At 65.1% G+C, this 12,521-nt stretch carries 13 protein-coding genes; 7 read left to right on the top strand and 6 right to left on the bottom strand.

Annotated elements, in window-relative coordinates; all coding sequences use genetic code 11:
* Together VDP74_RS03085 and VDP74_RS03080 are read right to left on the bottom strand one after the other, a co-directional pair.
* Positions 1–847, bottom strand: an 847-nt coding sequence (locus tag VDP74_RS03085; RefSeq protein ID WP_322998148.1) for an AMP-binding protein, incomplete at its 3' end; no start/stop codon positions are given.
* A gap of 194 nt (positions 848–1,041) precedes the next feature.
* Positions 1,042–1,935 carry a tRNA threonylcarbamoyladenosine dehydratase gene (locus VDP74_RS03080; RefSeq protein ID WP_322998157.1) on the bottom strand — a complete coding sequence of 298 codons (894 nt, stop codon included), beginning with the start codon at positions 1,933–1,935 and terminating at the stop codon, positions 1,042–1,044.
* Positions 1,936–2,076: 141 nt separating this feature from the next.
* Between VDP74_RS03080 and VDP74_RS03075 the strand changes: the two genes are divergently transcribed.
* From VDP74_RS03075 to purU, 4 genes are read left to right on the top strand one after another with little or no spacing between them, the layout of a single operon-like run.
* On the top strand, positions 2,077–2,730 hold the full coding sequence (locus tag VDP74_RS03075; RefSeq protein ID WP_322998147.1) for a gamma-glutamylcyclotransferase: 654 nt from the start codon (positions 2,077–2,079) through the stop codon (positions 2,728–2,730).
* Between the two features lie 9 nt (positions 2,731–2,739).
* Positions 2,740–3,372, top strand: coding sequence for a pyridoxamine 5'-phosphate oxidase (gene pdxH / locus VDP74_RS03070; protein WP_322998146.1), 633 nt, complete (start codon positions 2,740–2,742; stop codon positions 3,370–3,372).
* Between the two features lie 8 nt (positions 3,373–3,380).
* Positions 3,381–3,914: a flavin reductase family protein gene (locus VDP74_RS03065; RefSeq protein WP_322998145.1), complete on the top strand. Its 534-nt coding sequence runs from the start codon at positions 3,381–3,383 to the stop codon at positions 3,912–3,914.
* A 28-nt stretch (positions 3,915–3,942) separates the two neighbouring features.
* Positions 3,943–4,791, top strand: a complete 849-nt coding sequence (gene purU / locus VDP74_RS03060) for a formyltetrahydrofolate deformylase (protein WP_322998144.1) — start codon at positions 3,943–3,945, stop codon at positions 4,789–4,791.
* Here the strand turns inward: purU and VDP74_RS03055 are convergent.
* Entirely contained in the window at positions 4,788–5,234 is a 447-nt protein-coding gene (locus tag VDP74_RS03055) for a MaoC family dehydratase (RefSeq protein WP_322998143.1), read from the bottom strand. The genes purU and VDP74_RS03055 overlap by 4 nt on opposite strands.
* A gap of 178 nt (positions 5,235–5,412) precedes the next feature.
* Between VDP74_RS03055 and VDP74_RS03050 the strand changes: the two genes are divergently transcribed.
* Positions 5,413–6,348, top strand: a complete 936-nt coding sequence (locus VDP74_RS03050) for a helix-turn-helix transcriptional regulator (protein ID WP_322998142.1) — start codon at positions 5,413–5,415, stop codon at positions 6,346–6,348.
* Between the two features lie 34 nt (positions 6,349–6,382).
* A complete protein-coding gene (locus tag VDP74_RS03045) occupies positions 6,383–7,177 on the top strand; it encodes an enoyl-CoA hydratase-related protein (RefSeq protein WP_322998141.1) in 795 nt (264 codons plus the stop codon).
* A 46-nt stretch (positions 7,178–7,223) separates the two neighbouring features.
* Here VDP74_RS03045 and boxA read toward each other — a convergent pair whose 3' ends face one another.
* From boxA to boxC, 3 genes are read right to left on the bottom strand one after another with little or no spacing between them, the layout of a single operon-like run.
* Positions 7,224–8,531: a benzoyl-CoA 2,3-epoxidase subunit BoxA gene (gene boxA, locus VDP74_RS03040; RefSeq protein WP_322998140.1), complete on the bottom strand. Its 1,308-nt coding sequence runs from the start codon at positions 8,529–8,531 to the stop codon at positions 7,224–7,226.
* Between the two features lie 55 nt (positions 8,532–8,586).
* The gene (boxB, locus tag VDP74_RS03035) at positions 8,587–10,014 is read right to left on the bottom strand and encodes a benzoyl-CoA 2,3-epoxidase subunit BoxB (protein ID WP_322998139.1); all 1,428 of its coding nucleotides are present in this window, start codon (positions 10,012–10,014) and stop codon (positions 8,587–8,589) included.
* Between the two features lie 45 nt (positions 10,015–10,059).
* Complete coding sequence (gene boxC / locus VDP74_RS03030; RefSeq protein WP_322998138.1) at positions 10,060–11,721, bottom strand: 2,3-epoxybenzoyl-CoA dihydrolase; 1,662 nt, start codon at positions 11,719–11,721, stop codon at positions 10,060–10,062.
* 321 nt (positions 11,722–12,042) lie between these two features.
* Here boxC and VDP74_RS03025 point away from each other — a divergent pair, with 321 nt between their 5' ends.
* The gene (locus VDP74_RS03025) at positions 12,043–12,510 is read left to right on the top strand and encodes a DUF4863 family protein (RefSeq protein WP_322998137.1); all 468 of its coding nucleotides are present in this window, start codon (positions 12,043–12,045) and stop codon (positions 12,508–12,510) included.
* Positions 12,511–12,521: the final 11 nt, after the last annotated feature.

Here is a 12,521-nt window from a genome sequence, read left to right as displayed (position 1 = left end):
CGCTGCTGGAAAAATAGACGTCGCCCGGCTTGCCGCCGAAGATGTATTCCATGGACGCGCACAAGGCCACGGCATAACCACCCACGTCGCGCTGCACGCCCTTGGGGTTGCCCGTCGTGCCCGAGGTATACAGGATATAGCTGGGGGTACTGGATTCCAGCCAGACCACTGGCACCTGCACGTCCAGGTGGCGGGCCCGCAGCGTGGCGTAATCCAGGTCGCGACCGGCGGTCAGTTCCATCGGTGCCAGGCCGCGATTGACCAGCACCACGTGTTCGGGCGCGTGCGCGCTCTGGGCGATGGCCTGGTCCAGCAGCGGCTTGTAGGCGATCGGGCGGCCGCCGCGCGAACCGGCGTCGGTCGAGATGATGACCTTGGGTTCGGCGTCGTCGATGCGCTGCGCCAGGTTATGGGATGCAAAGCCGCCGAACACCACCGAATGGATGGCGCCGATGCGGGCGCAGGCCAGCATGAAGAACGCCGCCTGGGGAATCATGGGCAGGTAGATCAGTACCCGGTCGCCCTGTGTCACCCCCAGGTGCTGCAGGATGGCTGCAGCGGCGTTGACCTCGCGGGAGAGTTCCGCGCGGGTGTAGACGATTTCCTGATCGACTTCCGTGGATACCCAGATCAGCGCGGGCTGATCCGCCTGGGTATCCAGCCAGCGATCCACGGCGTTGTAGCACAGGTTGGTGCGCCCACCCACGAACCAGCGCGCAAACGGAGGACGGGAATAATCCAGCACCTGAGTAAAGGGAGTTTCCCAGTGGATGCGCTGGGCCTCGCGGGCCCAGAAGGCATCCCGATCCTGCACGGATTGCCGATGGAATTCGCGGATTTTCTGCATGATGTCGTCTCCTGTCATCCTGCAGCCCCGGCATCCAGTCGGACACCCGAAACGCGGATGGTTCCTTGATTATTAGGGTGTCAACATGCTACACCAGCCCTGAAACTACAGGGGAAGGCTGACAGGAGCCTGACGCCAGAGTCCGGTCCGGCTGCCGTGCGCAGGCCGGAAATGGGGCGTCAGGGCTGGGGAAATCAGCGGCCCGGCCCGGACAGCGCCTGCTGCAGGGCCCAGTTGGCGGCCGCCAACCCCATGCTGGCCGTGACCGTCACCACGGAACCATAGCCGGCACAGGACAGGCCCTGGGGCGCGGCAGCCGGCAAAGCAAGCGCATCGCCCGCATCGGGCACTGCGCACGCGGCCGAGGGCTGGTTCCACGCCGACGGCAGCACCACCGGCTGGTCGAACCACAGGCAGGACACCCCCATGCGCGGCACCCGCCGACGGGGCTTGCCGCCTGCCGCCCCGCCTTTCGGGTAGCCATGGCGCTGGCGCAGTTCCTGGCGGATACGGCCCAGCAGGGCGTCGTGAGTCGCAACGGACAGGTCTCCCGCGCGCAACGCCAGGGGATCGGTCTTGCCGCCAGCCCCGCCGCACACCAGGAACGACCACCCCTGGGCCCGGGCCTGCAGGATCATGGCGATCTTGGCCGGGACCTGATCGGTGCAATCCAGCAGGACGCCAGCGGGGCCGGCCGACAGGATGGTCTCTATATTGTCGGCACTGACGAAATCGTCGATTTCGGTCACCCGGCAGCCGGGATGGATGTCGCGCACCCGGTCGGCCATGGCGCGGATCTTTGCCATGCCCAAGGTACTGCCCAGGGCATGCGCCTGGCGGTTCACGTTGGATTCCGCGATGTGGTCCATGTCCACCAGCGTCAGCGCGCCCACCCCGGAACGGGCCAGGGCCTCGACGCACCAGGTGCCGACCCCGCCGATACCGGCCACGACCACATGCAAGTCGGACAGCCGCCGCCACGCCCCGTCGCCGTACAGCCGATCCAGGCCGCCGAAACGGCGGCTCAGGTCTGCGGCGGGTTCGGACGGAGCGGCGTCAAACGGCAGGATCGGATCCGGGCTGGACATCATGAAGACAGGAAAGGCGCTGAAAGCAGCATTTTGCCACGGGCCGGCCTGCGCCCGCGCGCCACTGCCGGCCGCAATTCAGAGCCGTCCCAAGTCCTCTACAATAGGAAGCATTTACTTTCCTGCCGCCCGACCGCCCCCGTGAACGCCCTTGCGCCTCGCTCCGCCCATCAGCCACCGCCGCCCGAGGCTTTCCGGCTGCGGGACGCCGAATGGCAGGCGGCGTCCATCCGGCAGGCCTTGCAGCACTGGGACGGCCGTTCCGACCTCTGGATCTTTGGCTACGGTTCGCTCATCTGGCGACCGGAATTCGACTTTCTCGAATCCCGCCAGGCGCGCATCCACGGCTATCATCGGGCGCTGTGCCTGTGGTCGCGCATCAATCGCGGCACGCCCGCGCAACCTGGTCTGGTGTTCGGGCTAGACCTGGGCGGGGCATGCACGGGGCGCGCCTTCCGGATCGCCGCCGACCGGGTGCCCGACACGATGCATGCCCTGTGGCTGCGCGAAATGCCCAGCGGCGCCTACATCCCGCGATGGCTGCGCTGCCACACGTTCGACGGCCCGGTGCCGGGCCTGGTCTTCACCATGGACCGCCAGGACGACGGTTACGCGCACGGCCTGTCCACCGGCCAGATCGTCGCCGCCGTGCGGCAGGGCCACGGGCGCTACGGTGCCTGCACCGATTACGTGCTGGAGACAGCCCGGGCCCTGAACGAGGCCGGCATTCCCGATCGCCGCCTGCAGGCCGTCGTGCGGGCCCTGCAGCAATCCCCTGAATCCCTTCTTTCCTGACTCGCCACCATGTCCATCGCCGATATCCGCCAAACCTATCAGAAGTTCGAACTGCTGGAATCCGCTGCTGCGGCGGACCCCCACACACAGTTCGAGCACTGGTTCGAGCAGGCCCTGCACAGCGAGGTGCGCGAGCCCACCGCCATGACGCTGGCCACGGCCGACGCCGCAGGGCGGCCTTCAGCCCGGATCGTGCTCCTGAAGGGCTTCGACGCGCAGGGCTTCGTGTTCTACACCAACTACCAATCGCGCAAGGGCGAGGAACTGCACGCCAACCCGCATGCCAGCCTGCTGTTCTTCTGGCCCGAACTGGAACGCCAGGTCCGCATCGAGGGCGCCGTGACTCCCGTGCCGGCGGCGGAATCCGACGCCTACTATGCCAGCCGGCCGCTGGGTTCGCGCATCGGCGCCTGGGCCTCGCCGCAAAGCCGGCCTATCAGCCACGAGGCCCTGGCGCAGCGCGTGCAGGACCTGTCCGGGCAACTGGGCGACGAACCGGCCCGCCCACCTCATTGGGGGGGCTACCGCCTGCAGGCGGCGCGCATCGAATTCTGGCAGGGCCGGCCGTCCCGGCTGCACGACCGGCTGGTCTATACCCGAAACGCCACCGGCGGGTGGGATCTGACACGCCTGGCCCCCTGATGAGCACCATGACCGTCTCCTCCCCCTCCCCGGCGGATTTCCCATCCCTGTATTTTCGTTCGGCGCTGGGCCGATTCCCGACGGGCGTGACCGTCGTCACGGCCGAACATCCCGATACCGGCGCGCCCCTGGGGCTGACCATCAGTTCCTTCAGTTCCGTGTCGCTGGACCCGCCCATGGTCCTGTGGACCCTGACGCACACCGCCTCGTCACTAGAGGCGTTCCGGGCCCTGGACCGCTACGTGATCCACGTCCTGTCAGCCAGTCAGATCGACCTGGCCCGCCGTTTCGCCAAAGGATCCCAAGCCGACCGCTTTGCCGGCCTGACACTGGAACGCGCGCCCAACGGCACCCTGATGCTGGGGGATTCCCGCTGCGCCGCATGGTTCGAATGCCACAACGCCCAGCAGCACAGGGCGGGCGATCACACGATCTTCGTGGGCCAGGTGGAACACTGCCAGCGGCAATTGCTGTCGCCCCTGATCTACCATGCCGGGGATTTCGAACTGACCCAGGCCAGCGAACCGCTGTCGCGCAACTGACGCCGCCCTCTTCCCGATCCGATCCTTCATGCACGACTACATCCTGACGCTTTCCTGCCCCGACCGCATGGGCATCGTCCATACCGTCAGCAGCTGGCTGCTGACGCTGCACGGCAACATCGTGCACGCACAGCAATTCGGCGACCCCGACAGCCAGCAGTTCTTCCTGCGCGTCCATTTTTCCCTGCCGGCCGATCCGTCCATCGATGCCCTGCAGCAAGACTTCGCGGGGGCGGCCGAGCGCTTCAACATGCAGTTCCAGATCCACGACGCCAGCCGCAAGGCGCGGTTGCTGGTGCTGGTCAGCCGCCAAGGGCACTGCCTGAACGACCTGCTGTTTCGCGTGCAAAGCGGGCAGATGCCTGCGGAAATCGCCGGGGTCGTATCCAACCACCCAGACTTCCAGCCGCTGGCGCAGGCCCACGGCCTGCCCTTTCATCACCTGCCCGTGTCCAACGACACCCGCGCGGCCCAGGAACGGCAGATCCTGGATCTGGTGGACCGCGAACGCGTGGACCTGGTCGTGCTGGCCCGCTACATGCAGATCCTGTCGCAAGACCTGTGCGGCGCCCTGGAAGGCCGCGCGATCAACATCCACCACAGCTTCCTGCCCAGCTTCAAGGGCGCGCGCCCTTATTACCAGGCGCACGCCCGAGGCGTAAAGATCATCGGCGCCACCGCGCACTACGTGACGCAGGACCTGGACGAGGGACCCATCATCGAACAGGACATCGAGCGGGTGGACCACGCCATGGGCCCGCAGGACCTGACGCGCATCGGCAGCGACATCGAATCGGTGGTGCTGTCGCGCGCCGTGCGCTGGCACGTGGAACACCGCATCCTGCTGAACGGCAAACGCACCGTGGTATTCCGCTAGGCGGCGGGCACTTCCAGTTCGAACAGGCTGGTGGCCTCGACTTCCAGGACCTGCTCGTCGTTTTGATTGAACAAACGCCAGGTCCAGCGGATGATACCCAGATCATCCCGCGACGAGGACACCCGTTTTGAATCAATCGTGGCTTCCAGGCGCAGCTGATCGCCCGGGCGCACCGGCAGGATCCAGCGCAGGCGTTCCAGCCCCGGCGAGCCGAAGGACTCGGAATCATGCAGGGCGCCCTCGACCGCCAGGCGCATCGCCAGCCCGCAGGTCATCCAGCCGCTGGCGATCAGGCCGCCCCAGCGCCCCGAACGGGCGCGCTCGGCATCCACATGGAACCACTGCGGATCATAGGCGCGGGCGAAGGCCAGCATGTCCGCCTCTTCGACCTTCACCGGCCCATGGCGGACCACCATGCCGGGTTCGAATTCCTTGAATTTCATGACAGTTTTCCGGGACAATCCAGGATAAAAGAGACAATCGGCCAGTTTAACCGCTTCCCGCGATCGCACCAGGATCAGACCACACCCCAGCTCAAGCGATAGCCGGTACGCGTCGCCCTCCCGACTCAGATACAAAACATGCACTAAAATTCCCATTATGCATTAAAATGACTAAATGATGAATCACGACGCTGGACAACTGGTGGTACGGGATCGCTCGGATCAGGATGCAGGACGCAACCCCTTCCTGATCACCCTGGGCGAGCACATTCGCGCCCTGCGCGCGAGACGCGGCCTGACCCGCAAGGCCACGGCGCTGGCCTCGGGCGTATCCGAACGGCATCTGGCCAACCTCGAAGGCGGCGTGGGCAATGCCTCCATCCTGGTGCTGCTTCAGGTCACCCAGGCGCTGCAATGCACGCTGGCCGAACTGATCGGCGACGTCACCACGTCCTCGCCCGAATGGCTGCTCATCCGTGAACTGCTGGAAACCAAGGACGAGGCCACCTTGCGCAATGTCCGGCTCGCTATCGGCGAGCTGCTGGGCACAGGCGGCCAAAGCCCGCAGCGCAGCACGCGGATCGCCCTGGTCGGGCTGCGCGGCGCCGGCAAATCGACACTGGGCCGGCTGCTGGCAAACGACCTGGGATTCCCGTTCGTCGAACTGAGCCGGGAAATCGAGAAATTCGCCGGCTGCTCGGTCGCGGAGATCCAGTCCCTCTACGGCATGAACGCCTACCGGCGCTACGAACGTCGGGCGCTGGAAGAAACCGTGCAGATCTATTCCGAAGGCGTGTTCGCCACGCCAGGCGGGCTGGTGTCCGAGCCCTCGACCTTCAATCTGCTGCTGTCCTATTGCACGACCGTCTGGTTGCAGGCCAGCCCGGAAGACCACATGAAGCGGGTCATCGCCCAGGGCGACCTGCGGCCGATGTCTGCCAACCCGGAAGCCATGCAGGACCTCAAGGACATTCTCGCCGGCAGGGAAGCCTTCTATTCCAAGGCGGAATTCCACATCAACACCAGCGAACAGCCGCTGGACCAGACGTTCCAGATCCTGCGCCGCGTCATCCGCGCGGCCATCAACCCGCGAATTCCGGTCAGCGCGCAATGACGCCGCTTCGGACATCTCCCACGGAGACAGCCGCATGACGGATTCCGGTTCCGTATCCGTGAGCCGCGCGGCTCGCGGCGTCTGCGAAGTGCGCATGAACCGCCCCCAGGTCTACAACGCCTTCGACGAAACCATGATCGCAGCACTCGATCAGACCTTTGCCAGGCTCGCCGACGATCCGGCGGTCCGCGTCGTCATTCTGGCTGGCGCCGGCAAGCACTTCAGCGCCGGGGCGGACCTGCAATGGATGCAGCGCCAAAGCCAGGCCAGCGAAGCAGACAACCGTGCCGACGCCCTGCGCTTCGCCCGGATGCTGGAACGCATCGCCAGCTTCCCCAAGCCGACCGTCGCCCGCCTGCAAGGCGCCGCGCTGGGCGGCGGCGTGGGGCTGACCTGCTGCTGCGACATCGTGGTGGCGGCCGATAGCGCCAACTTTGCCGTCAGCGAAGCCCGATTCGGCCTGATCCCGGCCATCATCGGCCCTCACCTGGTCAACGCCGTCGGCCATCGCCAGGCACGCCGCCTGGCCCTGACCGCAGAAAGAATCAAGGCCGCCGAGGCCTTGCGGATCGGTCTCGTTCACCGCGTCGTAGCGGCCGAGGAACTGGACGAGGCCGTCCAGGCCGTGGTGCTCGAACTGCTGGGCGCAGGTCCCCAGGCCCAGCAGGCGATCAAGGACTATCTGATCCGGCTGCCGCTGGGCCCGGTGGATGCGCAGACGCTGGAATACAGCGCCGTCACCAACAGCCGGATCCGCAGTTCCGCCGAGGCCCGCGAAGGATTCTCGGCCTTCCTGGAAAAACGCCCCGCCCGCTGGACGCAGTCCTGAGGCCACCGGCCCCAGAGGCCCCGCGCCCAGGGCGGCGGGGTCTGTCTCAGTAGGTCTCGAAGTGCATGCGCCCCTGCTCGCGCAGACCGGCGCTGAGGTCCTGCCAGCTCTGGCCGCCGACCTCGACGATGTCCTTCATCGCAGCCAGAGTGCCGTGTTCCATGCCCTTGAGGCCGCAGACGTAGATGTGGGTGTTCGGATCCTGCAGCAGGGTCAGCACGTCGGATGAGCGCTCGACGATCAGGTCCTGGACATGGCGCTTGGGCTGACCCGGCTCGCGCGACAGGGCCAGATTGATGTCGATGAAGCCTTTGGGCAAACCCATGAGCGGCCCGAAATACGGCAGCTCGCGCTGAGTGCGCGCACCGAAGAACAGCATCAGCCGGCCGTGGAATTCGCCACGCCTGGTCAGGCGGCGGCACCGTTCGGTCATGGCGCGCATGGGCGCCGCCCCCGTCCCGGTGCAGATCATCAGCAGGTTGGCCCGATCCAGATTGGGCATCAGGAACGTATCGCCCAGGGGACCGATGACCCGGACCTTGTCGCCTCGGCGCAGATCGCACAGGTAATTGGAACACACCCCGGTGGCCGGATTGCCATCGTAGTCGGCGGTCACGCGTTTGACCGTGAGCGAGAGGTTGTTGTAGCCGGGCCGCTCTCCATCCCTGGGGCTGGCGATCGAATACTGGCGCGCGTAATAGGGGCGGCCGTTGGCGTCCTGCCCCGGGGGAAAGACGGCGATGGACTGCCCTTCCAGCACGGGAAACGGCAACGACTCGAAGTCGAGGACAATGTGGTGGATGTCGCTTTCCGCATCCTCGGCGCTGATGCGATAGTTGCCCGCCACGGTCGCCTCGGCGACGTGCTTATGTGTATAGAGATTGACGTAGGGATGGGCGGCGCTCCAGGGAGGAACGCTGGAACCCGCCGTGGTCGCCGGCTGGCCCTCGATCAATTCGTCGCCCTGCCCGGGCGCGCTGCCGGCGCTGAGCGCGGCCTGGCCGTCCGCCGACGGCGATTCGTCTTGCGCACCCTCGCGGCGCCCGCCGGTCGGAATTTCCACGGCATCGTCGGGCAAGGCCTGTTCCGCCGGCAGGGACATCCATTCGAACTGTTCCTCGATTGGATAGGTTTCCTTGGCCAGCACGCGAATCCAATTGTCGATCGCGCCGGTCGGACAGACCGGGAGACAGGCCTGGCAAGCCATGCAGACATCGGGCTTGACGACATAGTTGTTGGCGTCATGCGTGATGGCGTCAATGGGACAGGCTTCCTCGCAGGAATTGCACCGGATGCAAATCTCTGGATCGATGAGGTGCTGCTTCATGACCTCGACTTGAGTGCTTTCCGACATTGCGGGTCTCCATGCTGGCCACAGCCGCGCGCCGCTCCGGCGCGCGGCTGGGCGCTCAATTGAAACGAACGTACTCGAAATCCACCGGCTGGCGGTTGATGCCGATGACCGGCGGCGCAATCCAGTTGGCGAACTTGCCCGGTTCAGCCACACGCCCCATCAGCGAGGCCACGAAGGCCCGGTCTTCCGCCGTGGGCAGCCAATCGTTCTCGTGATTGCGCCACTGTTCCTCGGTCAGCAGATGGCCGTCGGGCGAGACCTTGACCTCGGACAGCGAACCGATGCGGCGATTGAACGCCTTGTGCGGCGTGATCAGGCGCGCCTCGATGCCGTGCTTTTCGAGCACGCGGTTCCAGCGGCCCACCCCTCCCACCGAGTCCTTGATGAAGTCGTCGCGCAGGACTTCGTTCAGGGCGTTGAGCATCGGCACCTCGACCTCGCGCAACTGGCCGTCGATGACCTTGAGCACCTTGTACGTGTCGTTCTTCAGCTGGTGGTCGTCCGTGCGCTTGCTTTCTTCGTAGCGGCCCTTGAGACCCGCGCTGTAGTACATGGCCGCGTTCGAGGACTCATCCGCGCCGAACAGGTCGATCGTGACGCTGAAGTGGAAGTTCAGATAGCGCTGGATGGTGGGCAGGTCGATGACGCCGGCCTTGCGCAGGGCTTCGGGATCGTCCGTCTTCAGTTCGTTCATGACTTCAGCCGTGCGCTGCACGATGCGGGACACCCCCGATTCGCCGACGAACATGTGGTGCGCTTCCTCGGTCAGCATGAACCGGGTGGTGCGGGCCAGGGGATCGAAGCACGATTCGGTCAGGGCGCTGAGCTGGAACTTGCCATCGCGGTCGGTGAAATACGTGAACATGTAGAAGGCCAGCCAGTCGGGCGTCCTTTCATTGAAGGCGCCCAGGATGCGCGGGCTGTCCTCGCTGCCGGAATTGCGCTGCAGCAGCGCATCCGCTTCCTCGCGGCCGTCGCGGCCGAAGTAGCGGTGCAGCAGATAGGCCATGGCCCAGAGGTGGCGTCCCTCTTCGACATTGACCTGGAACAGGTTGCGCAGATCGTACAGCGACGGCGCCGTCAGCCCCAGATGGCGCTGCTGTTCCACCGAGGCCGGTTCCGTGTCGCCCTGGGTCACGATGATCCGCCGCAGGTTCGAACGATATTCGCCGGGCGCCTCCTGCCAGACGTCCTTGCCCATGTTCTCGCCAAAATGCATCTTGCGCTGGCCGTCCTGCGGCGTCAGGAAGATGCCCCAGCGATAGTCGGGCATCTTCACGTAGTCGAAGTGGGCCCAGCCGTCGGGGTTCACGCTGGTGGCCGTGCGCAGGTAGACATCGAAATCCTGCGAGCCGTCCGGCCCCATGCTCTGCCACCAGTTCAGGTAATTGGGCTGCCAGTGTTCCAGGGCGCGCTGCAGGGCGCGGTCCTCGGAAAGATTCACGTTATTGGGGATTTTCTGAGAATAATCGATACCAGACATGATGTTGTCTCCTAGATGGTCGAATTGCGGACCGGTCGCGCCGGATCAGACACGAACCCAGTCAAAGTTGGCCTTCTCGCCCTTGCCGTACACCTTCAGCGCGCCCTTTTCCCCCGCTGCATTGGGGCGATAGAAAATCCAGTTCTGCCAGGCGGTGAGCCGGCCGAACACGCGGGTCTCCATGGTTTCCTGATCGCCGAAGCGCAGGTTGGCCTCGAGCCCGGTCAGGGCATCGGGCGACAGCGCGCAACGCTCTTCGAGCAACAGGCGGATCTCATCGCTCCAGTCCAGTTCGTCAAGCGCAAAAGTCACCAGGCCGAGATCCTCGGCCTCGCCGGGCGGCAGCAGCGTTTCGGCCCGAGCGCGCAAGGGCTCGATGGCCGACTGCTCGCCGTAGAACCGCGTCTGCAGGCGCGACTGGCCATTGACCATGGGATAGGTGCCGAAATTCAGGGCGCTCATGCCAACCACGGCAGGCCGCTCGACCGAGGAGTCATCCAGCATGTAGCTGCGATCGCAGGCCAGCGCGACTTCCAGAAACGTCCCGACAAAGCAGGAACCGGGCTCGACCAGCGCGAACAGCGACCGGGACGTGACCTCCAGGCGCGCCAGCGTGCGGCGCAGCATGCCCACGGTCTCACGCACGAACCAGTGTTCCGCGCCCAGGCGTTCCAGCACGCCGTCGACCTCCAGCATGCGCTGCGGGTCTCCCTCGCTGCGCATCACCCAGGTCCCGATCTCGGGTTCATTGGTGCGCATCTGCAGGATGGCGTCGTCGAATTCACGGGCGAATCGCAGCGGCCACCAATCGGCGCCCTGGGACAGGATTGCCGCCGGGTCTGCGGCCACGTCGGCCCCCGGCCCGCGCAGGACCCAGGTGGCCACCCGATTCTGGCGGTCGATCTGCACCTCGACGTGGCGATAGACCAGGCCGTCGGGCCCGTCCTCACGCTCGATCCGCGTCAGCGCGACGCCCTGGGCATCGGCCGGGCGATCACTGCCGGCTGCTAGCGTCCGGGCGCGCGCCTGCACGTCTTCCTGGAAGCTGGCCGGCTTGACCAGGTCATCCACCAGGCGCCAGCTCTTGGCACGCTGGCCGCGCACACCTTCGGTCAGGGTGCAGAAAATATCGGCATGGTCATGGCGCACCTTGCGTTTGTCGGTGACGCGCGTCAGGCCGCCGGTGCCCGGCAGCACGCCCAGCAAGGGCACTTCCGGCAAGGACACCGCCGAGGAATTGTCGTCGATCAGCAGGATCTCGTCGCAGGCCAGCGCCAGTTCATAGCCCCCGCCTGCGCAGGCGCCGTTGACGGCGGCAATGAACTTCAGACCGCTATGACGGCTGGAATCCTCGATGCCGTTGCGCGTCTCGTTCGTGAATTTGCAGAAGTTCACCTTCCAGGCGTGCGTCGACAGGCCCAGCATGAAAATATTCGCGCCCGAACAGAAGATGCGGTCCTTCAGGCTGGTCACCACGACCGTCCGGACTTCAGGGTGTTCAAAGCGGATCCGCTGCAAGGCGTCGTGCAGTTCGATGTCCACCCCCAGATCATATGAATTCAGCTTGAGCCGGTAGCCGGGCTTGAGTCCGCCGTCCTCGGCCACATCCATGGCCAGAGTCGCCACAGCGCCATCGAAGGACAGCGACCAATGCCGGTATTGAGCGGGTTCGGTCCGGTAATCGATCCGGGGTGCATCTTGGGCCATATCAAATCTCCACAAACATGAATTATTGTGCATACCACAAAGCTGCACGGGATTTTCATGCATGATAATGCAGCATTTAATCCGAGTCAAATTTTTCAAGGCGATTTATGCAATGTAGTTCATTTCCCGAAGGAATGGAGCGCAAAAATCCTTCTTGCAGTGCATGATGGCGCCTATCGTAAACCCTAGAATCAGCCAAGATATGCACTATATTGCTTGACATACATCAACCCGACACTTAATGTGAAAGCCTCTTGCAACACTTGCGTGGCAATTTCGTGCAGCCCACCCAGGACAGCTACAGACACGCCCCAGACCCTCATGACCCCGAACACCGACACCCTTCTCCAGTTGCTGCGTCCCGTCACCGACTTCATCGGCGGCAAACCGCTGGACGCCGCGCTGGGCGATGCGCTCAACCGTGAATTCCCCCCCGGGGGACCGCTGTACACCGAGCTGCTCGCCCTGTGTCGCGACGGCACCCGGGACGGCTGGATCTGCGCCCGCGAACATGGCGGCATCCGCTACGGGCGCGTACTCCCGCCCCAGGACGCGCTGGGCGGGTTCTCGTGCGACATCGTGCTGATGAAAGACGTGGTCGGCCCACGTCACACACACCCGGCCGGCGAGATCGATCTCAACCTGCCGATCGATGGCGATGCCCGGTTTGACAGCCACCCGGCCGGCTGGCTGGTATACGGCCCACAGACCACGCACCGGCCCACGGTGTCGTCGGGCGAATCCTATGTGCTCTATCTGCTGCCCAACGGGGAAATCGAATTCCACTGAACACGCCGGCC

It is taken from the genome of Castellaniella sp. (assembly GCF_034674885.1).
GTDB lineage: Bacteria > Pseudomonadota > Gammaproteobacteria > Burkholderiales > Burkholderiaceae_B > Castellaniella.
This window is presented reverse-complemented; position numbering and strand designations above follow the sequence as displayed.